Source organism: Nocardiopsis sp. LOL_012, assembly GCF_048060475.1.
In the GTDB taxonomy this organism is placed as follows: Bacteria; Actinomycetota; Actinomycetes; order Streptosporangiales; family Streptosporangiaceae; genus Nocardiopsis.
On sequence record NZ_JBHMIV010000009.1, the window covers coordinates 97,326 to 121,592 of the forward strand.

Here is a 24,267-nt window from a genome sequence, read left to right on the forward strand (position 1 = left end):
GGTCACGCCTCGGAGGAGCGCTGGTCCTTCCCCCCGCCCTTGCGGGCGCGGCGTTCCTCCTTGCGGCGGGCCCGCTCGGCGCGCCTGCGGTCCTTGTCACTGGTGGCCTGCTCGCGCCGGGCCTCCTTGGCCTCGGCCTCCAGCTCGGCCTTGACCGTCTGGGCGTAGCGGTCCACGTACTCCTGGCCGGACAGCTCCATCAGCGCGTACATGATCTCGTCGGTCACGGCGCGCAGCACCCGGGGGTCGCGCTCCATCCCGTAGTAGCGGGAGAAGTCCAGCGGCTTGCCGAACACGACCTTGGGGCGGATGCCCAGCTTGGGGACGGTGCGGCCGGGCGGCATGATCTTGTCGGCGTTGATCATCGCCATGGGCACCACCGGGGCCCGCGCCTCCAGCGCCATCCGGGCCGCGCCCGTGCGCCCCCGGTAGAGCCTGCCGTCGGGGGAGCGGGTGCCCTCGGGGTAGATACCGAGGAGGTCGCCCCGCTTGAGCACGCGCAGCCCGGTGCGCAGGGCCGCCTCGCTCTTCTTGCCGCCCGAGCGGTCGATCGGGATCTGGCCCACACCGCTGAAGAAGGCCCGGCTGGCCAGCCCCTTGACCCCGGTGCCGGTGAAGTACTCGGACTTGGCCAGGAAGGTGATCTTGCGCGGCAGCGGCAGGGGCCCGAAGAAGTGGTCGGAGAAGGACAGGTGGTTGCCGACCAGGATCGCCGGACCGCGCCTGGGCACGTTCTCCACGCCCTCGGCGCGCGGCTGCCACAGGACCGCGATGATCGGCCCGAGGATCGCCTTGACCACCCAGTAGAACATTGCTCGGTTCACCCCTGCACGTGCGGGGAGATCTGGGCAGGGTCTGCCACGCCTCACTGTCCCGCTTGGTCGACAACATCGCGGACACCCCGCATCCTCGCATCGTACGAGGGCGGCCGCCGAAGCGCCCCCCGCGGACGGCCGCGCCCGGCACCTGTAGAGGATACCGTTCGGTCGGCGGGGTCGGGTGCGCGGCACCCGCCCGCACCCCTGGGGGCGTGATGGCCAACGGCCCCTCCGAACGGCTAACCTCACGCCTGGAGCCGGGACCGCCGCCACCCGCGCCCGCACAGCCCCGAGTCCCTGGAGCCGCTCAGTGAGACCGACCGCCGACACCACCCTGATCCCCGGCGCGGAGCCCTACAGCCACCGGGGCTCCGAGGTCGGTGTCCTGCTCTGCCACGGGTTCACCGGTTCCCCGCACTCCATGCGCCCCTGGGCCGAACACCTGGCCGCGGCCGGGTACAGCGTGGAGGTGCCACTTCTTCCCGGGCACGGCACCCAGTGGCGGGACATGAACCTCACGACCAGCGACGACTGGTACGAGGCGGTGGAACTGGCGCTGATGGAACTGGCCTCGCGGTGCGACGAGGTGTTCGTCATGGGGCTGTCCATGGGCGGCGCCCTCGCGCTCCGCGCGGCCCAGGAGTACCCCGACCTCGTGCGCGGCGTCGTGGTCGTCAACCCGTCGCTGGCACTGGAGGACCCCAGGCTCCCCCTGATCGCGCCGGTCCGGAAGCTGGTCGCGCGGATCCTGCCCTCCACCCCCGGCCTGAGCAGCGACGTCGCCAAGGCCGGGGTGGTCGAGGGCGGGTACTCGCGGGTGCCCACCGCCGCCGCGGCCACGCTCCCGAAGCTGTGGCGCGCCGTGCGCGCGGGCCTGCCCGCCCTGCGGGCCCCGGTCCTGGCCTACCGGAGCCTGGAGGACCACGTCGTCGGCCCTCGGAGCCTGCGCCTGCTCGTCCGCGGGGCCGTCGCCACCCGGGTGGTGGTCCATCCCCTGCACCGCAGTTACCACGTGGCCACCCTCGACCACGACGCGGACGTGATCCTCGACGGAAGCCTCGCCTTCGTACGAGAGTGGAGGAGGAGCGGGGAAGGGGCCGTCCGATGAAACGACGCCGGGGCAACGGGCTGCTCGCCGATGCCTACGTCCCTCTGGCCATGCTCGCGCCCGGGCAGGCCGACTGGATGCTGGAGGCGCTGCGGCGCAGCGGGATCGCCGCCTACGCCGTCCCCCTGGAGGAGGACGTCCTGGAGCCGTCCGGCGGGGCCGAGGACCCCCCCACCGACCACCTGTACGTGGACGCCGAGGAGCGGACCGCCGCCGAGCGGCTCCTGGGAACGGAACTGCCCGGCCCCGACGGCGCCTCCGACCTCCTCGCCCCGGACGGGGAGGCGCCCCGCCCCGGCCCGCCGTCCGGCGGGGACCTGCTGGAGGGCCCCGCCGGCCACCTAGCCGAGGACGAGGTCTTCAACGACCTGGTCGCCCGCTTCTACGGCGACACCGCAGCCGAGCGCGGGCGCGTCCACTGGCCCGACGCGGAGAACCTCGGTCCGTCCGAGGAGGGCGTCCACGGCGGCGACCTGCTCGCCGACGGTCCGCCCGGCGGCGGGCCCGAGGACCGCGACCGCGCCGCCGAGGAGGCGCGCCGCAGGTCCGAGGCCGAGCAGGAGGGACACTACGAACCGCCCCCTCCTCCGCCGCTGCTCCAAGGGGACCGCGTGGGCATCGCCGCATGGTGCGGGACCCTGGGGGCGCCGGCCCTGGTCTTCGGCTCCTTCTTCGCGGGTATCCCCCTGCCCGGCTGGCTGATGCTCCTGGTGACCGTGGCGTTCCTGGCCGGATTCGTGGTGCTGATCCTGCGGATGGCCGACGGCGGCTCCGACGGAGACGGCCCCGACGACGGGGCGGTGGTCTGAGCCCTGGGTTTCGACGTCCCCCTCTGGCGTGCCGTCGCCGTCTTCCGCGCGGCCTCCCTGGCCTACTCCCTCGTTCTGGCCGCCCAGCACCAGGAGCACCTGGCCAGGCCCTGGCTGGTCTGGACCGTGCTCGTGGCCATGGGTGCGTGGACCGCCCTCACCGCCTGCGCCTACGCCCGCCCCCGATGGCGCACCGGCCCCTTCGTGGCCGCCGACCTCGGTGCGGCCTTCGCCTGCCTGTTCGCCACGGCCGCTGCCGCCACGCCCTTCTACCTCTCCCAGGCGCCTCCGCTGAGCGGCTACTGGTTCGCCGGGGCCGCGCTGTCGGCCGGCATCGTCTGGGGGCGCCGTGGCGCGGTCACGGTCGCCCTCCTCTACGGCTGCGCCGACATCGTCCTGCGCTCGTCGATGGGTGTCCCCGTCACCTCGGCGACCGCCCGGGGCGTGGTGCTCCTGCTGTTGGCGGGCCTGGCCGTCGGGTACATGGCCGGGGTCGCCGAGCGGGCCGAGCACAGGTTCGCGCGGGCCGTGGCACTGGAGGCACGGATCCGCGAGCGCGAACGGTTGGCGCGGTCCATCCACGACTCCGTCCTCCAGGTGCTCTCCCTGGTGAGCAGGCGCGGCGCTGAAGCCGGGGGGGAGGCGGCCGAACTGGGGCGGATGGCGGGGGAGCAGGAGGTGCGGCTGCGCGCCCTCATCGGCGGCGGGCTCCCCGACGGTCCCGGACCGCCCGGGCCGGGGGAGGGGACCGACCTGCGAGAGGGGCTCCGGCGCCTGGAGTCGGTGCACGTGTCGTTGGCCGCCCCCGCCACCCCCGTCCTGCTGCCCGCGCCCGCCGCGGCCGGTCTCACCGCCGCGGCCTCGGCCGCACTCGACAACGTCTCCCGGCACTGCCCCGAGGGCACCCCCGTGTGGATCCTGGTGGAGGACGAGGGCGACGCGGTGACCGTCTCCGTCCGCGACGAGGGGCCCGGCATCCCGCCCGGCCGCCTGGCGGAGGCCCGGCGCGAGGGCCGCCTGGGGGTCGTCCAGTCACTCCAGGGGCGGTTGAGGGACCTGGGGGGCACCGCCGAGGTCACGAGCCTGCCCGGGGAGGGCACCGAGGTGGAGCTGAGACTGCCCAGGGCGCGCCCCTGAGGTGGTCACAGGGGCGGGCCGTGGCCCGGCTCCTCCTGGTGGGAGAAGCGCTGCTCGCTCCAGGGGTCGGCGCGGTTGTGGTAGCCGCGCTCCTCCCAGAAGCCCCGCCGGTCCGCGGTCATGTACTCCACCGCGCGCAGCCACTTCACACTCTTCCAGCCGTACAGCCGGGGCACCACGAGCCGCAGCGGGAAGCCGTGCTCGGGGGTCAGCGGCTCCCCGCCGCGGTGGGTGGCCAGGACGACCTCCTCCGACAGGAAGGTCTCCAGGGGCAGGTTGGCGCTGTACCCGTACTCGCCCCAGGCCATCACGTGGGTCACCTCGGGTGAGGGCGGCGCGGCGCGCACCAGGTCCACCGCTCGTACGCCGCTCCAGCGCACGTCGGGCACGCTGAAGCGCATCACGCAGTGGAAGTCGCTCACCGAGTCGCTCCTGGGCAGCTCCTCGAACTCCTCCCAGGTCCACCGGTGTGTTCCCAGGCTCTCCGTGACCCCCATGACCCGGAAGTCCCACCGGTGCGGGCGGAAGGTCGGCACCGGGCCGTAGTGCAGCGCCTTGTGCTCGTGGCGCAGGGCCTGCCCCGGAGGCAGCCGTGCCCGGTCGGCGCCTTTTCCCTCACCGCTCCCCGTTCCGTAGGACAACGCGCCTCCCGCTCGTCTGGGAAAGATCGGCATTGGGACATCCTGTCAGGTGCGGCATGAGACAGATCACGGACCCCGGGTGCGTGACGGCGCGGCACCGGTGCGCTATAGTCGCCCCCATGCAGCGAAACACCTGGCGCTTTTTCTATGGCTACCGGCCCGATTCCCGGACGGTCGCCTCGCCAGTGCTGCGCTGACAAGGACGACTTCCCAGGAGCCCCGGGCCGGACGGCCCGGGGCTCCTGTCGTTCCCCGGCCCGACCGTCCCGGTCCGGCGGCTCCGCCGCACACCGAGGAACAGGGACTGCACACATGGTCATCGTGATGGCGCCGGACGCCACAGCCGACAACATCGACGCTCTCGTCGAACTCGTCTCCTCCGCGGGCGGGGAGGCCTACGTGACACGCGGTGTGAGCCGCACCATCATCGGCCTGGTGGGGGACGTGGAGCGCTTCCAGGGCCTCGGCCTGGCCGCCAGGCCCGGCGTCGCCGACGTCCTGCGCATCTCCGCCCCCTACAAACTCGTGAGCCGGGAGAACCACCACAGCCGCTCCGTGGTGAGTGTGCGCGGCGTGCCGATCGGCGGCGACCACGTGACGGTCATCGCCGGCCCGTGCGCCGTGGAGACGCCCGAGCAGACGCTGGAGGCCGCCCGAATGGCGGCCAGGGCCGGCGCCGCGCTGCTGAGGGGCGGCGCCTACAAGCCCCGCACCTCCCCGTACGCCTTCCAGGGGCTGGGCGAGCATGGCCTGAGGATCCTCGCCGACGTGCGCGAGGAGACCGGCCTGCCGATCGTCACCGAGGTCGTGGACGCCGCCGACGTCGACCTGGTCGCCTCCTACGCGGACATGCTCCAGATCGGCACCCGCAACATGCAGAACTTCGCCCTGCTGCAGGCGGCGGGTGACGTGGGCAAGCCGGTACTGCTCAAGCGCGGCATGAGCGCCACCATCGAGGAGTGGCTGATGGCCGCCGAGTACATCGCCCAGCGCGGCAACCTCGACATCGTCCTGTGCGAGCGCGGCATCCGCACCTTCGAGAAGGCCACCCGCAACACCCTCGACATCAGTGCGGTGCCGGTCGCCCAGAACCTGTCGCACCTGCCCGTGATCGTGGACCCCTCCCACTCGGGCGGCAAGCGCTCCCTCGTCCTGCCGCTCTCGCGCGCGGCCGTCGCGGTGGGCGCGGACGGCGTGATCGTGGACGTGCACCCCGACCCCGGCAGCGCCCTGTGCGACGGCCCCCAGGCCCTGGTCGAGGAGGACCTGGACGAACTGCGGGACCTGGCGGGCACCCTGGCCACACTGGGCGGCCGTACCCTCACCCCCGCGCCCGAACGCGTACCGGCGGCCCTGTAGGGCGCGTCCGCGCCGCGGGGCCGCTCAGGCCCCGGCGGCGCGGACGTCGGCGGGGGCCGCCTCGCCCAGGAAGCTGGGCTTGTGCACCTGGGCCGTGGTGACCAGGTGTTCGGCCAGCTCGTCGGCGTCCAGGCGCCGATCGATCTGGCGCAGGTCGCCGATCTTGGCCGAGGTCTCCACCTGGCGTGGGGTCAGCATGGTGCAGCAGTCCTCGTCCGGCAGCTCCGAGATGGCCAGAGTGCCGATCCTGCGCGCCTGGTCCATGATCTCGGTCTTGTCCATGCCGATGAGCGGACGCAGGATCGGCAGGTCCACCGCGTCGTCCAGGGCGGTGATGTTGGCCATCGTCTGGCTCGACACCTGGCCCAGCGCGTCCCCGGTGACCAGGCACTCCGACCCCAGGTCGTCGGCGAGGGCCTCAGCGGTCCTGAGCATCAGGCGGCGCTGGGCGACGATCTGCAGGCGCTCGGCCCCCGAGCTCTTCAACTGCTGCTGCGCCTTGCCGAAGGGGATCACGAACAGGCGCGAGCCCACCTGGAACCGGTCGAGCTGGCGCACCAGGCTGTAGGCCTTGTAGATGGACTCGGGGCCGGTGAAGGGCATCCCGGAGAAGTGCAGGAAGTCCACCTTGAGCCCGCGTCGGATCATCCGGTGCGCGGCGACGGGGGAGTCGATCCCGCCCGACATCAGCACCAGCCCGCGGCCGCTCATCCCCGCCGGCAGCCCGCCCTGGCCGGGGGTGCCGTCGGTGAACACGAACGCCTCGTCCTTGTCCACCTCCACGTACAGGGTGTGGTCGGGCCGCTTGAGGCGCACCGGGTACCCGTACGCCTCGACGATCCTCGACCCCAGGTGCCCGGCCAGCTCCGAGGAGGTCATCGCGAACCGCTTGTCGCGGCGGCGGGCCCGGACCGCGAACGAGCCCTCCAGGTCGGCCATGGACCGCACGGCCACGTCGGTGATCGTGTCCAGGTCCTTGTCCACCCGGCGCACCAGGTGGACCCACACCACGCCCATGACGTCGGCCATGCGCTCGGCAATCCGAGCCACCTCCACGTCGGAGGCGCCGGGCCGGCGCACGATGATCACGCCCGAACCGCGCTGGGAGAGGCGGATCTGCCCCAGGTCCCGCACGGAGTTGCGGATGTTGTTGTGCAGGCGCCGTTCGAACAGCTTGCGGTTGGAGCCCTTGAGGACGATCTCCCCGAGCTTCATCAGGACGCAGAGCTCACCCAGCCCGGAACCGGCTCCGTCCCGGTCCTGGGGCGGCGGCACGGATTCGAGCGGCGCGGACATGGCGGCTACCTCCGGTGGTGGGGTCCGGTGCGGGTGAGGGTGCGGCGGCGCCGTTCGCGCGCCGCACCCTCCAGTATCGAGCACCGGGCCCACCGCTCCGGACGCGCTCAGCCGAAGAAGGTCTCCGCCTCCTGGTACCGCCCGGCGGGGACGGTCTTGAGGGTGTCCGTGGCCTCGGCCAGGTCGACGCGGACGATCTCGGTGCCCTGGAGACCGACCATCCGCCCGAAGTCCCCGTCGGCGACGGCGTCGATCGCGTGCAGGCCCAGACGGGTCGCCAGGACCCGGTCGAAGGCCGAGGGGGTGCCGCCCCGCTGGACGTGGCCGAGCACCACCGAACGGGCCTCCTTGCCGGTGCGCTGCTCGATCTCGTCGGCCAGGCGCTGGCCGATACCGCCCAGGCGCACGTGCCCGAAGGAGTCCGTCTCCCCGGTGGCCAGCTCCATCTGGCCCTCCTTGGGGTGGGCGCCCTCGGCGACGACGATGATCGGCGCGTACTGGGTGCGGAACCGGCTCTCGACGTGCCCCACCACCTCTTCGATGTCGAAGGGGCGCTCGGGGACGAGGATGACGTTGGCGCCCGCGGCCATGCCCGAGTGCAGGGCGATCCACCCGGCGTGGCGGCCCATCACCTCCACCACGAGCGCGCGGTGGTGCGACTCGGCGGTGGTGTGCAGGCGGTCGATCGCCTCCATGGCGATGTTGACGGCCGTGTCGAACCCGAAGGTGTAGTCGGTGGCGTTGAGGTCGTTGTCGATGGTCTTGGGCACGCCCACGACCTTGACGCCGCGGTCGTGCAGTTGGCGGGCCACTCCGAGGGTGTCCTCGCCGCCGATGGCCACGAGCGCGTCCACGCCCAGCCCGGCCATGTTGTCCTTGACCCGTTCGACGCCGCCCTCGATCTTCATCAGGTTGGTGCGGGAGGAGCCCAGGATGGTCCCGCCCCGGGGCAGGATGCCGCGGACGGACTCCACGTCCAGTGCCACGGTGTCGCCCTCCAGGGGGCCGCGCCAGCCGTCCCGGAAGCCGACGAACTCGTACCCGTGGTCCTTGATCCCCTTGCGCACCACGGCCCGGATGACCGCGTTCAGGCCCGGACAGTCTCCTCCACCGGTCAGCACACCGACTCGCATGCGACTCTCCTCGACGTTGAGTGTTGGGTGACGGGGCGCACAGCGCCATATGGTCTAGACCATAGTGGCCGGGGCGGGCCGGGGCCACCCCGAACCGGTGAATTCACCGGTCCTCTTCGAGTCCCCGCTCCATCGCGTAGCGCGCCAGCTCGACCCGGTTGTGCAACTGGAGTTTGGTGAACGTGTTCTGGACGTGGTTCTGCACCGTCCGGTGGGAGATCTCCAGCCGCCGCGCGATCTGCTTGTAGGCCAGGCCCTTGGCGACCAGGCGCAGCACCTCGGTCTCGCGCGGCGTGAGCTCCGGTGCGGCGGGCTCGGGATCAGCGGGCGCCTCCGCCGCCGACAGCCGCCGGTACTCGCCCAGGACCAGCCCGGCCAGCCCGGGCGTGTACACGGCCTCCCCCGCGTTCACACGGCGCACAGCCTCCAGCAGCTCGTCCCGGCTCGCGGACTTGACCAGGTATCCGGTGGCCCCCGCCTTCACGGCCGCCAGGACGTCGTCATCGGCCCCGCTCGCGGACAGCACCAGGACCCGGGGCGGCGCGTCCAGCGCCAGCAGCCCGGCGGTGAGCTCGACCCCGCTCATGTCCGGCAGGTTGAGGTCCACCACCGCGAGGGCGGGCCGCACCGCCGGGGCGACGCGCAGTGCCTTGGCGCCGTCCCCCGCCGTGGCGACCACGTCGAGCCCCGCCTCCTCCAGGTCGCGGGCGACCGCGTCGCGCCACATCGGGTGGTCGTCCACCACCAGTACCCGCACCGCCTCCGACACCACGGCGGCCCCCTCGGTCGTCAGTCGTCGTCCCCGTCGTCGCCGATCCCGGGCAGCTCGATGCCGCCCGGCGTGGCGGTGATCGTGATCTCGGTGTCCTCGGGCGCCTTGTCCTCGTGGGACTGGTGCACCACGGTCCGGCCGCCCGCGATGCGCTCGACCTTCACCTTGAACCCGGCCTCCTCCAGGGCCTGGCGCGCCTCGCCCACGTTCATGCCGACCACGTCGGGCACCTCGATCCCGGGCGGGCCGGTGGAGACGGTGATGGTGACGGTGCCCGCGGCACCCACCGTGCGGCCGGAGTCGGGGCTCTGGCTGATCACCAGGCCCTTCTCGACCTCCTCGCTGTCCTGCTCCACGACCTCGACGTTCAGGTCGAGCTGGCGCAGCGTGCGCTCGGCCTCCTCCTGCTCCTGGCCGACCAGCGGGGGCACCTCGATGCCGCGGCTGATCGTGACGGTGACGCCCTCCTCCCGGTCGGCATCCTCGCCGGGCGCGGGCTCGGTGGAGATCACCTCACCGGGGGTCACCCCCTCGGCGTCCTGGTCCACCTGTTCGACGGCGTCCTCGCCGAAGCCCAGGTCCTCCAGTTCGGCGAGGGCGTCCACGATGTCCTCGCCCTCCAGGTCGGGCATCTCCACGACCCGCGGACCCAGGGAGACGTAGGCCGTGACCTCCTCGCCCGGCAGCATCCGCTCCTCGGCCGCGGGCTCGGTCCGGGCGACCCGCCCCGCCTCGACACCGTCGCTGTAGACCCGCTCCTCGGCCTCCACCAGCACCAGGCCCTCGGTGCGGACCTGCTCCCGCGCGGAGTTGAGCGTCGACCCCGTCACGTCCGGGACCTGCTCGAAGCGGCCGAGGAACAGCCACCACCCGGCGACGAACACCACGATCGCCACGATCGCGCCGCCGATACCGAGCAGGAGGTTGCGCCGCCGCCGCAGGCTCTCGTCGGCCTCCTCGTCGTAGCCGTCGCCGTAGTCGTCGGAAGGGGGGACCGCGCCCATGTCCACCACCATCGTGGCGTTCTCCGTACCGGGCCCGGCACCTCCCGCGATCAGCTCGGGCGCGGTGATCGAGGACCCCGTCGCCCCGGCCCGGCCCACCGGCGGCATCGGGCCCGCGGCGGGCTCGGACCGCTCCGGCATGCGGCCGAGCACCTCTAGGAGCTTGGCCAGGTACTGGCCCGCGTTGCTCGGCCGGTACCGCGGATCGCGCTCGGTGCCCTTGGTCACCAGGTCGTCGACGTCCGGCGACAGTCGTGGCAGGTACTGCGACGGGCGCGGGACGTCCTCGTTCACGTGCTGGTAGGCGATGGCGATCGGCGTCTCACCGGTGTGCGGCTGCGTACCGGTGAGCAGCTCGTAGAGCATGATGCCCGCGGAGTAGACGTCGGTGCGCGCGTCGGCCACACCCTGTTCGATCTGCTCGGGCGCAAGGTAGGCGGCCGTGCCCATCAGGGTGCCGGTGCGGGTGAGGCCCTGCTGCGACTGCTCCACCGCGCGGGCCAGACCGAAGTCGGCCACCTTCACCCGGCCGTCCTCGGTGATGAGCACGTTCTCCGGCTTGACGTCGCGGTGGATCATCCCGGCCTGGTGGGCGGCGCCCAGGGCCGCCAGCACCGGGGCCATCACCTGGAGCGCCTCGCGCGCCGGCAGGCGGCCGCGCGACCTCAGGTGCTCGCGCAGGGTCAGTCCCGGAACGTACTCCATGGCCAGGAAGACGTGCCCCCGGTCCTCACCCTGGTCGAAGACCTGGACGACGTTGGGGTGGGAGAGCTTGGCGACGGAGTGCGCCTCGTTGATGAAGCGCTGGACGAACGTCGGATCCTGGGCGAGCGACGCGTGCATGACCTTCAGCGCCAGTCGCCGGTCGAGCCTCAGGTCGTGGGCGACGTAGACGGTCGCCATCCCGCCACCGGCGATCCTGGACTCGACGAAGTAGCGTCGGTCCAGCGTCGCGCCTACGAGGGGATCGGAAGTCGTCATGTCCACGGCGGAGAGTGTCCTTGTTGCGGGGAGCACGGGCGGTCGCGTCCCGAAGGCGCGTACACGACACCGGGTGTCGAACGGACACGATAGCGGAAAGCACGTACCCGTCCGCCCCGCGGATCACGGTCGCGTCGCCCGAACCACGCTCGTGGAAGGCGCTCGCGCCTGGGTTGTCATCGGGCGTGCGCCGCCGAGGCGGCGCACGCCCCACCCACGGTAGAGGACGGGCGCAAGGCGCCGGGCGTCAGTCCACCGCCGGCGAGGAGGCCCGCGCGTGGCGGCGCACCGGAATCCGCCCCGCCAGGCGTGCGGCCCGGCCCGCGCGGACCGCGTCACGCATCGCCGCCGCCATTAGGACCGGGTCCTGGGCGCGGGTCACGGCGGTGGCGAGCAGCACGGCGTCGCAGCCCAGCTCCATCGCCAGCGCGGCGTCACTGGCGGTACCGATCCCGGCGTCCACGATCACCGGGACCCCCGCGCCCTCCACGATCAGCTCCAGGTTGTGCGGGTTGCGGATGCCCAGGCCGGAGCCGATCGGCGCCGCCAGCGGCATCACCGCCGCGCACCCGGCCTGCTCCAGCCGCCGGGCCAGGACCGGGTCGTCGTTGGTGTAGGGCAGCACGGTGAAGCCCTCGTCCACCAGGAGCTCGGCGGCCTCCAGCAGCTCCACGGGGTCCGGCAGCAGAGTGTGCTCGTCCGCCACCACCTCCAGCTTGACCCAGTCGGTGCCCAGCGCCTCCCGGCCCAGCCGGGCCGTGCGCACTGCGTCGGCCGCGGTGAAACAGCCCGCGGTGTTGGGCAGGGGCCGGATCTTGTTGCGCTCCAGCACGTCCCAGACCGAACCGCGGGTGCCGGGGGAGACCCGGCGCATCGCCACGGTCGTCAGCTCCGTACCGGAGACGGTGAGCGCCTCCTCCAGCACCTCCAGCGACGGAGCGCCGCCGGTGCCGGTGATCAGCCTGGAGCCGAAGGCGGTGCCCGCGATCACCAGCGGGTCGTCGAACGTGTCGGTCATCCTCAACCCCCCTGTACGGCGGTCAGCACGTCCACGCGGTCGTCGGGCGACAGCGGGGTCGACCCCCACACCGCCCGGCGGACCACCTCGTCGTTGACGGCCGCGGCGATACCGCCCGGGACCTCGCCCCCGCCGGGGGCGGTCAGGCCCCGCACGACGTCCGCGACGGTCGTACCCTCGGGGACCTCGCTCCGGTCCCCGTTGACGATCAGTTCCACTGTCCCTCCCCTGTCGAAGCCCCGGCGTCCACACGGTCCGCGGCGAACCGGCGCGCGTAGCCGGGCAGCGCCCCGTCGGTGAGCACCTCGGCCATCGCCTCCCCCGTCACCGGCGTCAGCAGGACGCCGTGGCGGAAGTGCCCGGCGGCTAGGTGCAGCCCCGGGACCCGGGTGGGGCCCAGCAGCGGTTCGTTGTCCGGCGAACCCGGGCGCAGCCCCACGCACGTCTCGGTGACCTCCAGCTCGCTCACCCCGGGCACGAGTTCGCGCGCGTCCCTGAGCACCTGCCACAGTCCCCCGGCGGTGAGCGCGGTGTCGTGCCCCAGCTCCTCCTGAGTGGCGCCGACCACCACCTCCCCGTCCTCGCGCGGGACGAAGTAGACGGGGAACCCCCGGACCAGGCCCCGGACGGTCCGCCCGACGATCGGCGGCTCCCCCTCCGGACCGCGCATGCGCAGCAGTTGGCCCTTGACCGGGCGCAGCGCCGGCACCACCGGTTCGGGGACGGCGATCCGTTCGCCCCAGCACCCGGCGGCCAGGACCACCTGGTCCGCGGGCAGGGTCCGCCCCCCGGACAGGCGCACACCCAGCCGGGCTCCGCCCGGGCCGGGGGAGAGGACCCCCACGGCGCGGTCGGACACCTCGGACACACCGGCGCGCCCGCCCGCCGCCGACAGGGCCCGCAGCAGGCGCCGGGGGTCCACGGAGTGGTCATCGGGGCAGAGCAGGCCGCCGCGCACCGAGGGCGCCAGCATCGGCTCCAGCCGGCGGCACTCGCGGCCGGTCAGGCGCTCACCCGCCACGCCCAGGCGCTCCTGGAGGCCGTGCAGGTCGGCGAGGGCGGCCAGGTCGTCGCGGTCGAAGGCGACCAGCAGGGTCCCGCTGGTGCGGTAGCCCACCTCCACACCCGAGGCGGCCTCCAGCTCGGCGACGAAGTCCGCGTACAGACCCGCCGACCGGAGGCCCAGCTCCATGAGCGGCTCCTCGCCGAAGGCCGCCTCGGTGGCCGGAGTGAGCATGCCCGCCGCGACCGTGGAGGCGGCGCCCGCGTCGGAGGCCGCGGGCTGGACGACGGTGACCGGCAGGCCCCGCTGCGCGGCGCGCCAGGCCGTGACGCGCCCGATGAGGCCGCCGCCGACCACGACCACGCCGGAATCGGAGGTGGGCATGGCTTCGGTGCCACTCCCTTCGCCGGTATGACCCGGATCAGGTTCATGCGGTCGGAGGCGGACCGGCCTCCCTCTCAGCCGGCTCCACCCGGCTCCCGCGGGACGTTCGTGTTCTGCCACCTCATCGTAGTCGACACGCCGTGGAGCACCACTGAGAGGCGGTTCACCCCCCGCGAACGTCCGCCCCGGGGCGCGAAGGTGCGCGCCTTCGCGGCGCGTGTGGCAGATTGGAGGGGTGACACGAAGCGAACCCGACATCGACGCACTGATCGGCGAGTGGCTGACGCTCAAGGAGGCGGCCGGGCCGCTGGGCGTGAGCCCCAACCGGATCAAGACGCTGATCCGTGAGAAGCGGATGATGGGGCTGGTCCGGGGCGGTGAACTGTCCATACCCGCGGCGTTCATCGACGGCACCGACCTCGTCAAGGGTCTACCGGGCACGCTGGTGCTGCTCACCGACGCGGGCTTCTCCACCGAGGAGGCGCTGCGCTGGCTGTTCACCCCCGACGACTCGCTGCCGGGCACCCCCATCCAGGCCATGCGCGAGAACCGCGGGACCGAGGTGCGCCGAAGGGCCCAGGGGATGGCGTTCTAGTCGCCATGGGGCCGAGATGCGCTCTGCGGCGAGGACGGGCGTCGATTCTCGTTCCGGGGAGAACTTCGACCGCGGGGCGGGACGGCCGCGCCTGACGCCGCTCTCAGAGGCCGCCTGCGGCGTGATCCCTCCCGGCTGCGCTTCGGGTGCGTGGTGCGGTACGGGAAGCCCTCAGCTCACGGCAGAGAGTACGTGCAGTACCCGGTCCAGGTGCTCCCGGGGAAAGAACAGGTGGGCGCTGGAAGCGGTGTGGCCGCTGGTCTTCTCCAAAGCCGGTAGGAGGGGGCGCACGCACAGCCATGACCGGGCCGTTCCCCACTGGGACACGGCCATCCGCAACTCGCCGTCTCGGGACAGCAGGCCCACCAGTTCCTCAGCATCGGCGGCGTCCATCTCCACCCAGCAGCGGTCGGCGTGGAAGTCGACCCACCTCTGGTCTCCTGCGGGCAGACCGGGGGCGGACATCGCCAGCAGGGCCCCGTAGTCCTGACAACTCGATTTCGTGCGCATTCCCAGCGCCCACAAGCGCTCCAGGAGTGGGACGAGGTCCTCATCGACGGGTACCTGCACACCCCCAGGGGTGGTCATCTGCTCGAAGGGGTGGATTTGGGCTGGTACGGCCATCACGGGGCTCCTCATCGGTCTGTCAAAGGTCGAGCAGAGCGGTGGCTTCCTCCAGATGGGTGCCCACCACGCGGATGTACAGGGGGTCGGTCTCGGGGTTGTCCATCCACCGGGCGGCCTGGGACAGGTACCACTCCACGATCCATACACGGTGCCAGCCCAGCGCCCACCGGGCCGCGTCCAGTCCGCCCCGGCGGCTCAGGGTCTGTGCGGGCCCGCCCGCCTCGACATAGGAGTCCAGGAAACCGGCCAACAGGTCTGGGTCCGCGGGGTCGACGGTGCCGTGCCAGGACGCCAGGTCCATCAGGCCCGGCCCGTGGAAGGTGCGCGCCAGGTCGAGGACGGACACGCCTTCGCCGGTGACGATCAGACTGGTGGGGTGGAACTCTGAGTGCACCCACCCGTAGGGGGCCAGTTCCGCACCCTGGGCGCGTGCCGGAGCGGCGTCCGAGACCAGGCGCAGAAGGTCGGCGATCCGCTCGGTGTCTCCCCACCTGCCCCGCTCGCGCAGTGCACCGACGGTGTCCAGAGCTCGCTGTGGCAGGCAGGTGAGCCACGCGCTACCGCCTTCCTCAAGGTGGCCGGGCACGGACGCGGTGTGCAGGGCCAGCGCTGCCGCGATCCCGTCCGCGTCGGTGGGTTCGCGCACCCCCGGCCCCAGATCCTTCTGGAGCATCCCCACCGTTGACGCCTCGTGCACGACACCCAGGAGGCGAGGAACACGTATCCCGGCGCGGTGGGCGCAGTGCAGGTGGTCGGCCTCACGGGTGAACGGCTCGCTAGCGACCTTGAGGACCACCGTGCCGCCGTCCCTGGTGGTGAGGCGTTCGACGTGGGAGAGCTCCCAACTGTGCAGCGTTTGGGCCTTGACCGTGTCGATACCTGCTTCGGCGGTGAGCCGGGTGCGCAGCCGGTCGATCCGGGTCTGCTTCATGATGGGGTCCTTCCTGAAGGCCACCGGACAGGGGCGGGACCTTGGAGGCCCCACCCCATCATGGCCGCAGCCGGCCAGGTCGAGGTGTCGAAGGAGCGGACCCTGTCGATCCACATGTCCCGGAACCCGGCCAGGTCATCGCGGAACCTGTTCATCGGCGTGCCGTAGGCCGCCACCACCCCGCCCCGCTGTGAGGGAGCGGACTGGCAGCCGTGCACCAGACGGCCCCCCAGAGCGGTGTGCGCCTTGACCGACTCGATCCTCTGGCGTGACTCGTCCACAGCCCTTCCTGAACACCGAAGGAATATTCCCGAGCGTGAATACTCCCGGATGAGTTGACCGTCACCCCAGCCGCTCTCTACCGTGAATTCTCGATAATGCCATACGGAAAGGATGATTCATGGCACTTCGGAAACTTTCTGGTGATTGCAACCGGAACGACTGCCCGGGTGTGTTCTCCACCGGGACGGGAACCGTGATCGTCCAGGGGCCGCTGTTGAAGGCCACCGAAGAACTCGCCCTCTCCGCCGGTGAAGTGGCCGTCGAGATCCCCGCCCACCTCATCGAGGAGGCCGCCTGTGCGCTTGGAAGGTGACGCCTGGCAGGAGTTCTTCCACTCCTTCCGCCGGGAGGCGTTCCGGCTGGAGACTCTGCCGGGCTACACCGTGCCCGAGGAAGAGGACGAGCTGCGCCGTTTCCTGGCCGGAGAAGCACGGCCCGCCGAGGAGCTGCACACCGACACCTACCTGATCAAGGTCCGCGAGCACGTGGAAGCCGGGCGCCGGATGCGCAGGGTCCACACCCTCACCAGCCCTGTCGGCGACCACCTGCGGTTCCAGTTCGAGTGGGGGTACGCCTTCAGCGTCCAGGCGGGAGAGGAGGTCAACATCCTCGACTTCGCCACCACCCCCGACCCCGGCCTTCCCCGGCAGGACTTCTGGCTCTTCGACGACACGCATGTGGTCCTCATGCACTACGCTGCCGACGGCACCCAGACCGGCCGGGAACTGCTGGAGGACACCGACCCCGCCCCCTATGTCCGGTACAAGGACCTGGCCCTGGAGCACTCCACCCCCTTCACCGAGTACTACAAGGTCCGCTGATTGACCCTTGAGCCCGAGAACGCCGACCGGCAGCGCGGCGAACTGGCCGACGCCCTGCGCCGGCTCCGCCGCGCTGCCGGGATGACCGGTGCGGGCCTGGCCGCCCGCGCCGGTATGAGCCAGGCCAAGATCAGCAAGATCGAGAACAACCGCATCCGCCCCTCCCATCTGGACGTCGAACGCATCCTCACCGCCCTCGGCGTCCCCTTGGAAGGAGGGGACGGGGTGCGCCTGCTGGAGCTGGCGCGGGTGACCAACTCCGACTACCAGGGGTTCCGCACCGCGCTGCAACGCGGCTTGGGGGAGCTGCAGCGCGACCTGGCCGCCATCGAGGGCGCGGCGGCCACGATCCGCTACTTCCTGCCGTGCATGATCACCGGCCTGCTGCAGACCCCCGAATACGCGCGACAGAGCCTGGCGCACCCACTGGTGAACCGCGGTGCGGAGTGGCACACGGCCCTGGCCCGCCGACTGGAACGCCAACAGGCCCTCTACCAGCCGGGACGACGGTTCGTGTTCGTGCTCACCGAGGCCGCGCTGCGCTGGCCGCTGTGCCCGCCCACGGTCATGGCGTTGCAGATGGACCGCCTCGCGTCCTTGAGTGAGCTGGCCGGGGTGGACATCCGGATCGTCCCCGCCCACCCTCCAGTCCCGAGCGGGCCGCTCAACGGGTTCACGCTCTACGACGACCGGCTCGTCACCGTTGAGGTGTTCACCGGTGAGCTGGCGCTACGCGACCCCAAGGACATCGCCTACAGCGAAGAGATCTTCGACTTCTACCACGACCGATCCCTCGCGCATGAGGATGCCCGCTTGTTTCTCGGCCGACTCGCCCAGGAATATCGAGAACGAGCGAAAACCGACATTCCGTAGCGTGAATTTATTCCCACCCGTGAAAGTCCTTCAAACGACTTTCCGGCGTGCCTAGTCTTTCCTGTGCCAGAGCCCCCTACCGGAAAGAGTGAGCGATGCGCTTGGCGCAGGAATCCCAGCAGGACACCACTGACACCGAAGCCACCGACCCGTTCGGTCTCGACATCTCCTTCATCGAGGGCACGCCGGTGACCGAGTCGATCCTGGCGTGCAGCACCGGAGACACCTGCGGGAGCTCCTGCCCGAGCGCCTGCACCACTTCCTAGTCCGAGCCCACCCCGGGGTGCGGACCGGACGACCGGTTGCCGACCGGCCCGCACCCTCCCACCCGGAGAGGGACAGAGGGATGACGCGCTCACGACCGAGCCTGTACCGAGGCGCGGGTGGGGGGATGCTGCGCGCCGCAGCGAACCTCACCGGACCGGACATGGCCCCGTGGCCGGGACCCGACGCCCGAATCGACGACTGGCGTGCGTGGCTGGGCACGGTGTGGGCTGACGCCACCTTCCGGCAGGCGGTGTCCGCCACCAGCCCGGACCTGGCCCGTCAGGTCGAATCCATCCTGGAGGGGCACGCGCCGAAGCCGCGCCGAGTGCGGCGGGCGGCGCTGGCCACCGCCCGCTACGCGCTCCGGTACACCCGCCGGTCCACCCCCTTCGGCTGGTTCGCGGGCGTCGCCCCCCTTGAGTTCGGCGACACGGTCCACATCCGCGTCGGGAACCGCCATCGGGCCGTGACCCGGCCGGACCCAGTGGCACTGGACACGGCGATCAGCGACTGGGAGAGCGGCGGCACGCGCATGGCCGACGTCGAGGTGTGCGTCAACAACCTCGCGTACCAGCGCGACGGCCGTGTCCATGTCCCTTCCGAGGGAGACGCGCAGTACTCGGTCGCGCTGACGCCCGCGCTCGATTTGGTGCTGGACGCAGCACGCTCCCCCATCCGGTTCTCCGTCTTGGCGGGCAAGCTCGCCGCTGAGTTCCCCGGCACGGCCGAACACCACCCTGCAGGGCTGCTGAGTCGGCTGTTGCGCGTGCGGCTGCTGCTCTCGTCGCTGCGCGCGCCCGCCACCGTCGCCGACCCCGCCGACCCCCTCCCCGTCGCCCTGTGCCAGCAGGCCCAAGCCCGCCCGGCGGCACCGGATCTACGGCTGGACGCGACGATCCGGCTGCCCCGCACGGTCGTGACGGAAGCGGAAACCGCCGCTGCGGTCCTGACCCGGCTCACTCCCTACCCGCAGGGGACCGCAGCGTGGCAGCACTACGCCGACCGGTTCGCCGACCGCTACGGCGAGGGAACCGAAGTGCCGTTGCCGGAGGTCACGGACCCCGCGAAGGGGCTGGGAATGCCCGAGGGGTTCACCCAAGCATCGAGCCCCCCGCGTCCGATGGTCCTGCGGGACCGGTTGCTGCTGGACCTGGCCGGCACCGCCGCCGTGGAGGGCCGCCGGGCGGTGACCTTGTCCGGGGCGACGATCGAGCGGTTGGAGGCCGCCGCCGGCACACCCGCGCTCACCCCGCCCCATCTGGAAGTGTGCGCCCAGGTCCAAGCCACCTCAGCGCACGCTCTGGAGACGGGGAACTTCTGGCTGCGGATCTCCACCGTCTCCCGCGCGGCCGGCTCGATGACGGGCCGGTTCTGGCACCTGCTCCCGCACACCGCCCAGACCCACACCCGCCTGCCCACGGTCGATCCCGGAGTCGAGACGGCCCAGCTCTCCTTCCACCCCGCCCGCGCCCCAGCCGACCCGCTCACCCGCGCCCCGCAGATCCTGCCCCGCCTGGTCAGCGTCGGTGAGTTCCGCCGCCGCGCCAGCGGGGTGCTGTTCCCCTCCGACCTGGCCGTGGGTATCCGCGAGGGCCGCCTCTACCTGTGTGAGGCCGCCACCGGCCAACGCCTGGAACTGCTCGCGCCTACCGCGATCAACTTCGTGTGGAACCACTACACCCCGCCCCTGGTCCGCTTCCTGGCCGAGATCAGCCGCGCCCGGACCCCGCAGGTGACCGGGTTCGAGTGGGGCGCGGCCTGGACCCTGCCGTTCACCCCCGCGCTGCGCTACCGGCGGTCGGTCCTGGCTCCCGCACGCTGGAAGGTCCAGGCCCGGGACCTGCCCGGCCGCGCCGCTGCCCTGGACGAGTGGGCCGAGAAGTTCCACGCCTGGCGGAGCCGCTTCGGCGTCCCCGAACGGGTGCTCCTAGCCCAGGACGACCAACAGCTCCCCCTGGACCTGGACCAGGAGATGCACCTGGACCTGGTACGCGCCCACCTGTCCGCCCGCCCCAACGGTGTCGCCCTCCTGCACGACGCGCCACCCCCGAACGCCAACGGGTGGATCGGCGGACGGGCCCACAGCATCGTCGTGCCACTGGAGGCCCGCCCATGACGACCACGGCCCCGCCCAGATCACAGCAACTGTCCGAAGGTGAACTCGGGACGGTGCTGCTGCACATCGAACGCGGCGACACCGACGCCGCACACACCGGCCTGGCCCGAGCGGTCGCGGGCGGCGTCAGCACCGGAGCCAACGCCTCACTCTTCCACGGCACCCCGGCCCTGGAGTTCGTACTCGGCCGCGCCGGGCACACCCGCCCCGATGTACGCGAGGCCGTCGACCGCGTCGTGACCGCCCGCCTGGCCACCGCCCACCGGCGGCGAGCCGACGGGGTGCTGCCGTATCTGGCGGAGTTCGACCTCATCGGGGGCCTGACCGGACTGGGCGCGCTCCTGCTGGCCCGCGACGAGACTTCGCCCCTGCTGAAGGAGGTCCTGGCCTACCTGGTGTCCCTCGCGCAACCGGTCCGCGTCAACGGCCGGGAGCTACCGGGCTGGTGGTCCGCGCTCAGCCCGCACGGCGAGCAGAAGGGCGGCGGCCACGGTAACAACGGCGTCGCGCACGGCATTGCCGGACCCTTGGCACTGCTGTCCCTGGCCACCCGGCACGGCGTCCGGGTACCGGGACAGGACGAGGCCATCGGGGTGTTCGCGTGCTGGCTGGACAGCCACGCCTGCGGCTACTGGACCACCCGTGACCAACTGGACGCCCCGCAGCCGCCCGCCCCGGCGCCCGCACGTCCGTCCTGGTGCTACGGCCGACCCGGCATCGCCCGCGCCCACCACCTGGCCGGACTCGCCTTGGGCGATCGCGCCCGCAGCCTGGAGGCCGAGGACACTCTCGTGCGCACCCTGACCGACCCGACCGACCTGGGGCGGATCACCGACGCTTCGCTGTGCCACGGCTGGGCCGGACTGGTGGCCCTCACCCGCGCTGTCGCCGCCGACAGCCCCACCCCGCAGCGGTTCACACCCCTGATCGACGACTTGACCGCGCGACTGGCCGCCACGGTGGACCACCTACCCAAACCCGGGTTCATGGAGGGCCGTGCCGGCGCGCACCTGGCCTTGGCGGGCACCGATGCCACCGGATGGACCCGTGCCCTGCTGATCACCTGACCCGGCCCCGCCCGCACCGACAAGGAGCACCTCACGACCATGGACGACGTCGAGAACCTGCCCCTCACCCGTGAGGGAGGCTGGTGGCACGCCAGCGTGACGTGCGCGGACCACGCCGGGGCCAAAGCCAGGGCTGCTCGGGCGCTGGCCTCCGCACTGGGCGATCAGCGGTTCCACTTCCTACGCAAGGACGGAGGGTTGCGGCTGCGCACCGAACGGTCTGCGGCCGACCTTCTGAACCGCTTGGTCGCCGACGGGCTGATCAGCGGCTGGGCGGGCGGCGTCTACGAGCCCGAGACCGAAGCCTTCGGCGGCCCCGAGGGCATGGCAGTCGCCCACGACCTGTTCTGCGCCGACAGCCGCTCCGCCCTAATCGAGACCGGTATGCCGGGCGCAAGGGAGCGCTGTGTCCTGCTGCTGGCCACCCTGTTCCGGTCCGCGGGTCTGGACCCGTTCGAGGTCGGCGATGTGTGGGCCGGACTCGGCTCCCTGCGCCCACCCCCCACCCCGCCCACCGGCTCCGAACGCGACCGCGCTGCCTCGGCCATGCGACGCCTGATGAACGCTGACGCCGCCCAACGGCCACACCCCGAACCCGGGTGGGCCGAGCGCGTCGCCGCGTTCACCGACGCCGGCCACCGGCTCAGTTCCCTGGCCCACGACGGACGGCTCACGCGGGGCCTGCGCGCGGTCCTGGCACACCACGCCGTCTTCGCCTTCAACCGTGCCGCCGTGCCCGCCACCGAGCAGGCTGCGACGGCCTGGCTGGGCCGTCACATCGCTTTCCCCGAGGAAGTCGACGTGTCCGCCCACCACGCAGTGTCCCCGAACCCTGACGTGACCCGAATGGAGCACACCCTGACCACCGAGACCCCCGCCACCGACTCCGCCGAGCACTCGTCACCCGCCTGGCCGACCACGGCCGCCTGCGCACCCCCGAGATCATCAAGGCCTTGCACCACGTCGAACGCCACCGGTTCCTGCCTGGCGTCGACGCCCAGAAGGCCTACGCAGGGGACGCCGTGCCCATCAAGCACGACGACACCGGCCAGATGGTCTCCTGCATCTCCGCGCCCTCGATCGTGGCCACCCAACTGGAGCAACTGGGCGCCCAGCCCGGCCACAAGGTCCTGGAGGCCGGGGCCGCCACCGGGTACAACGCCGCGATCCTGGGCCGTCTCGTAGGCCCCCGAGGGCACGTGTGGACGATCGACGTCGACCAGGACCTGGTGGACAACGCGCGCACCAACCTCACCGAGGCCGGGACCTCGAACGTGACCGTGGTGCTGGGCGACGGCGCGGTCGGCCTCGCCGAGCACGCCCCCTACGACCGCATCCAGTTCACCGTCGGCACCGGTGACGTCCCGGTCAAGATCCTGGACCAGCTCGCGCCCGGCGGCCGTCTGGTCGTGCCGATGCGCATCCGCGGCAGCATCTCCCGCAGCTTCGCCTTCGAGCGCGACGGCGACGCCTGGAAGACGGTCTCATGCGAGATGGCCACGTTCGTCCCCCTGCGCAAGGGCGTGTGCGACGACGTCTACACCCGCGTCCCCATGCAAGGGGAGGGGGACGTGCACCTGGAGACCTTCAGCGAGCAGGACGTGGACCGCGACGCACTGCGCACCGCCCTGGACCGCAACCAGGTGAAGGTCTACACCGGGGTCAAGCTCCGCGGGAACGGAAACTGGGAGTGGCTGTACCTGTACCTGGCCTGTGCGCTGCCCAACGGGCTGTCGCGCATGCCCGGCTCCCGGCCCGGCTTCACCCCGCACTTCGGATGGGGCGCCATGACCGCCCTGGACGGCGACAGCCTGGCCTACTTCACCATCCGCGAAGGCGAGGACGACCAGGGCCGGTTCTGGGAGATCGGCGTCATCGGCCACGGCCCGCGCGCCGCCGAACTCGCCGAGCAGGTCACGGCCGAGGTGCGTGAGTGGGATCGCGGTTGGGGCAACAGCGCCCCCGAGCCGGGGTTTCGCATGGCCGTCGGCCAGGCCCGCGACCGGCTCACGGCCGCCGAACCGCGATTCGTCGTCGACAAGCCCCACAGCCGCCTGGTCATCGACTGGCCGCGCCGGAGCTGAGAGGCGATGATCCCCCCGATCGCCGACCGTATCCCGCTGGTAGGCCGCCCCAAGGCATCCGCACTGCCCTTGGACGAACGTATGGCGCACCTGGCCGGGCTGGCTGTCGAGCCCGCGGGTGCGAGCCACCGCGACCTGGTGGCCCGCGCCTGCGGGGTCCTCAACTACGCCGCCCTGATCGTCTCCGACCTCGGGATACCCGACCTGGCCGCCGACCTGTGCTGGAGACAGCACCGGGTGTTCGCCGACGCCGGCCGCCTCACGGGCGACATCGCCGTGATGGCGCTCATGCCCCTGGTCAACATCTCCCGGCTGCTGACCCGCCAAGGCGACGGCGAAGCCGCCTACGACGTGCTCAACCGGCTCTACCAAGCGGCCCGACAACGCGGTACGGCCCACATCCAGGGCCGCAGCGTCGACCTGGCGCGGTGGATGACCACGGACACCGACCACCAGCAGGTCGGCCGGGAGCTGTGGAGCGTGCTCCTGGTCGACGGGGCCAGAGCCCTGGCACGCATCGGCCGCTGGAGGCAGGCTGCCGAAGCCATGACCGCGCACCGGGGCATCGGCAACCGCCTCCTGGAGGGCCGCCAGATCCTGATCATGTCGCTGATGGAACAAGGCCTCGACCCACAGGCGCGCGAGACGATCGAGGCCACCGCCCCCACCGAACCCTGGGAGAGCGCGGTCGCGGCCCTTCTGCGTGTGGCCTGTCGCCCCGAATGCTCACCGGCCACCGGTCAGGAACTCGACGCCGTAGTGGGTGAGGCGACCACCGTGGTCGCCACCCCCGCACCTGAGATTGCGGTGTTCCAGACCCGCGTTGGTCTGGCCACGCTTGACCTGGCCCACAACCGGCCTGGCCCGCGTATCGTCTCTCTCCAGGACGCCATCGCCGAAGTGGCCGCTCTGGACGCCTACGCGGTCCGTGAAGTCCTTGACCACCCCGCTGCGGGCTCTGGCCTGACCAGAGAGCGAAGAGGAAAGCTCAACGCCGTTCTCACCGCGGCCGGGCTCGGAGCAGGGGAGCTTCCGCGCGCCTACACGCATACCTTCACCACTGCTGTGGACAGGGCCGAGGACGCACTTCACACCCTTCTTTCGTAGTTCCGTAGACCAGGAGCTGGACGGTGCGGATGCT

Annotated in this window: 25 protein-coding genes, 1 pseudogene and 1 riboswitch; of the genes and pseudogenes, 14 read left to right on the plus strand and 12 right to left on the minus strand. The window is 72.0% G+C overall.

Translation table 11 applies throughout. The features are described from left to right. Window positions 1–2: 2 nt before the first annotated feature. Window positions 3–812, minus strand: coding sequence for a lysophospholipid acyltransferase family protein (locus ACFHWE_RS08205; RefSeq protein WP_416600010.1), 810 nt, complete (start codon window positions 810–812; stop codon window positions 3–5). Window positions 813–1,128: 316 nt separating this feature from the next. Between ACFHWE_RS08205 and ACFHWE_RS08210 the strand changes: the two genes are divergently transcribed. Genes ACFHWE_RS08210 through macS form a run of 3 tightly spaced genes read left to right on the plus strand, consistent with a single transcriptional unit; the run spans window position 1,129 to window position 3,872 of the window. Next, on the plus strand, window positions 1,129–1,926 hold the full coding sequence (locus ACFHWE_RS08210) for an alpha/beta hydrolase (RefSeq protein WP_416600011.1): 798 nt from the start codon (window positions 1,129–1,131) through the stop codon (window positions 1,924–1,926). Further along, entirely contained in the window at window positions 1,923–2,735 is an 813-nt protein-coding gene (locus ACFHWE_RS08215) for a hypothetical protein (protein ID WP_416600012.1), read from the plus strand. Before ACFHWE_RS08210 ends, ACFHWE_RS08215 begins: the two co-directional genes overlap by 4 nt. Before the next feature lie 57 nt (window positions 2,736–2,792). Continuing rightward, the gene (gene macS / locus ACFHWE_RS08220; protein WP_416600070.1) at window positions 2,793–3,872 is read left to right on the plus strand and encodes a MacS family sensor histidine kinase; all 1,080 of its coding nucleotides are present in this window, start codon (window positions 2,793–2,795) and stop codon (window positions 3,870–3,872) included. 5 nt (window positions 3,873–3,877) lie between these two features. On the opposite strand, the gene ACFHWE_RS08225 is transcribed toward macS, so the two are convergent. Beyond that, window positions 3,878–4,423 carry a molybdopterin-dependent oxidoreductase gene (locus ACFHWE_RS08225; protein WP_416600072.1) on the minus strand — a complete coding sequence of 182 codons (546 nt, stop codon included), beginning with the start codon at window positions 4,421–4,423 and terminating at the stop codon, window positions 3,878–3,880. 402 nt (window positions 4,424–4,825) lie between these two features. Between ACFHWE_RS08225 and aroF the strand changes: the two genes are divergently transcribed. After that, window positions 4,826–5,872, plus strand: a complete 1,047-nt coding sequence (gene aroF, locus ACFHWE_RS08230) for a 3-deoxy-7-phosphoheptulonate synthase (RefSeq protein ID WP_416600013.1) — start codon at window positions 4,826–4,828, stop codon at window positions 5,870–5,872. Window positions 5,873–5,896: 24 nt separating this feature from the next. Here the strand turns inward: aroF and thiI are convergent, their stop codons facing one another. The 7 genes from thiI to thiO all read right to left on the minus strand — a co-directional run bounded on the left by thiI (window position 5,897) and on the right by thiO (window position 13,463). Beyond that, entirely contained in the window at window positions 5,897–7,168 is a 1,272-nt protein-coding gene (gene thiI, locus ACFHWE_RS08235; protein ID WP_416600014.1) for a tRNA uracil 4-sulfurtransferase ThiI, read from the minus strand. Between the two features lie 107 nt (window positions 7,169–7,275). Further along, the gene (locus ACFHWE_RS08240; RefSeq protein ID WP_416600015.1) at window positions 7,276–8,301 is read right to left on the minus strand and encodes a 6-phosphofructokinase; all 1,026 of its coding nucleotides are present in this window, start codon (window positions 8,299–8,301) and stop codon (window positions 7,276–7,278) included. Window positions 8,302–8,404: 103 nt separating this feature from the next. After that, window positions 8,405–9,073 (minus strand): response regulator, encoded by a 669-nt coding sequence (locus ACFHWE_RS08245; protein WP_416600016.1) that lies wholly within the window; start codon window positions 9,071–9,073, stop codon window positions 8,405–8,407. Window positions 9,074–9,090: 17 nt separating this feature from the next. Further along, window positions 9,091–11,064 (minus strand): Stk1 family PASTA domain-containing Ser/Thr kinase, encoded by a 1,974-nt coding sequence (pknB, locus tag ACFHWE_RS08250; protein WP_416600017.1) that lies wholly within the window; start codon window positions 11,062–11,064, stop codon window positions 9,091–9,093. 241 nt (window positions 11,065–11,305) lie between these two features. Then, window positions 11,306–12,076 (minus strand): thiazole synthase, encoded by a 771-nt coding sequence (locus ACFHWE_RS08255; RefSeq protein ID WP_416600018.1) that lies wholly within the window; start codon window positions 12,074–12,076, stop codon window positions 11,306–11,308. A gap of 2 nt (window positions 12,077–12,078) precedes the next feature. Further along, window positions 12,079–12,294 (minus strand): sulfur carrier protein ThiS, encoded by a 216-nt coding sequence (gene thiS, locus ACFHWE_RS08260; RefSeq protein WP_416600019.1) that lies wholly within the window; start codon window positions 12,292–12,294, stop codon window positions 12,079–12,081. After that, the gene (thiO, locus tag ACFHWE_RS08265) at window positions 12,285–13,463 is read right to left on the minus strand and encodes a glycine oxidase ThiO (protein ID WP_416600020.1); all 1,179 of its coding nucleotides are present in this window, start codon (window positions 13,461–13,463) and stop codon (window positions 12,285–12,287) included. Before thiO ends, thiS begins: the two co-directional genes overlap by 10 nt. After that, window positions 13,461–13,572, minus strand: a riboswitch (TPP riboswitch). Its footprint overlaps the gene before it by 3 nt. 126 nt (window positions 13,573–13,698) lie before the next feature. Between thiO and ACFHWE_RS08270 the strand changes: the two genes are divergently transcribed. Next, on the plus strand, window positions 13,699–14,058 hold the full coding sequence (locus ACFHWE_RS08270; RefSeq protein ID WP_416600021.1) for an Rv2175c family DNA-binding protein: 360 nt from the start codon (window positions 13,699–13,701) through the stop codon (window positions 14,056–14,058). Between the two features lie 171 nt (window positions 14,059–14,229). Here ACFHWE_RS08270 and ACFHWE_RS08275 read toward each other — a convergent pair whose 3' ends face one another. Genes ACFHWE_RS08275 through ACFHWE_RS08285 form a run of 3 tightly spaced genes read right to left on the minus strand, consistent with a single transcriptional unit; the run spans window position 14,230 to window position 15,897 of the window. Continuing rightward, window positions 14,230–14,682: a hypothetical protein gene (locus tag ACFHWE_RS08275; RefSeq protein WP_416600022.1), complete on the minus strand. Its 453-nt coding sequence runs from the start codon at window positions 14,680–14,682 to the stop codon at window positions 14,230–14,232. 22 nt (window positions 14,683–14,704) lie between these two features. Then, window positions 14,705–15,616 (minus strand): hypothetical protein, encoded by a 912-nt coding sequence (locus ACFHWE_RS08280; protein ID WP_416600023.1) that lies wholly within the window; start codon window positions 15,614–15,616, stop codon window positions 14,705–14,707. Beyond that, window positions 15,613–15,897 carry a hypothetical protein gene (locus ACFHWE_RS08285; RefSeq protein WP_416600024.1) on the minus strand — a complete coding sequence of 95 codons (285 nt, stop codon included), beginning with the start codon at window positions 15,895–15,897 and terminating at the stop codon, window positions 15,613–15,615. The genes ACFHWE_RS08280 and ACFHWE_RS08285 overlap by 4 nt, the downstream gene beginning before the upstream one ends. A 119-nt stretch (window positions 15,898–16,016) precedes the next feature. Between ACFHWE_RS08285 and ACFHWE_RS08290 the strand changes: the two genes are divergently transcribed. The 9 genes and pseudogenes from ACFHWE_RS08290 (at window position 16,017) to ACFHWE_RS08330 (ending at window position 24,233) form a co-directional block, all read left to right on the plus strand. Then, complete coding sequence (locus tag ACFHWE_RS08290) at window positions 16,017–16,211, plus strand: hypothetical protein (RefSeq protein ID WP_416600025.1); 195 nt, start codon at window positions 16,017–16,019, stop codon at window positions 16,209–16,211. Next, window positions 16,195–16,719, plus strand: a complete 525-nt coding sequence (locus ACFHWE_RS08295) for a DUF6879 family protein (RefSeq protein ID WP_416600026.1) — start codon at window positions 16,195–16,197, stop codon at window positions 16,717–16,719. The genes ACFHWE_RS08290 and ACFHWE_RS08295 overlap by 17 nt, the downstream gene beginning before the upstream one ends. Then, window positions 16,720–17,592, plus strand: a complete 873-nt coding sequence (locus ACFHWE_RS08300; protein ID WP_416600027.1) for a helix-turn-helix domain-containing protein — start codon at window positions 16,720–16,722, stop codon at window positions 17,590–17,592. A gap of 95 nt (window positions 17,593–17,687) precedes the next feature. Continuing rightward, window positions 17,688–17,858 (plus strand): FxLD family lanthipeptide, encoded by a 171-nt coding sequence (locus tag ACFHWE_RS08305; RefSeq protein ID WP_416600028.1) that lies wholly within the window; start codon window positions 17,688–17,690, stop codon window positions 17,856–17,858. Between the two features lie 80 nt (window positions 17,859–17,938). After that, window positions 17,939–19,975, plus strand: coding sequence for a lantibiotic dehydratase family protein (locus tag ACFHWE_RS08310; protein ID WP_416600029.1), 2,037 nt, complete (start codon window positions 17,939–17,941; stop codon window positions 19,973–19,975). Beyond that, entirely contained in the window at window positions 19,972–21,042 is a 1,071-nt protein-coding gene (locus ACFHWE_RS08315; RefSeq protein ID WP_416600030.1) for a lanthionine synthetase C family protein, read from the plus strand. The genes ACFHWE_RS08310 and ACFHWE_RS08315 overlap by 4 nt, the downstream gene beginning before the upstream one ends. Before the next feature lie 39 nt (window positions 21,043–21,081). Continuing rightward, window positions 21,082–21,762: pseudogene (locus ACFHWE_RS08320) on the plus strand (thiopeptide-type bacteriocin biosynthesis protein); the annotation flags it as partial. A 221-nt stretch (window positions 21,763–21,983) separates the two neighbouring features. Then, window positions 21,984–23,126, plus strand: a complete 1,143-nt coding sequence (gene fxlM / locus ACFHWE_RS08325; RefSeq protein ID WP_416600074.1) for a methyltransferase, FxLD system — start codon at window positions 21,984–21,986, stop codon at window positions 23,124–23,126. Window positions 23,127–23,132: 6 nt separating this feature from the next. Further along, window positions 23,133–24,233, plus strand: coding sequence for a hypothetical protein (locus ACFHWE_RS08330; protein ID WP_416600031.1), 1,101 nt, complete (start codon window positions 23,133–23,135; stop codon window positions 24,231–24,233). Window positions 24,234–24,267 lie beyond the last annotated feature (34 nt).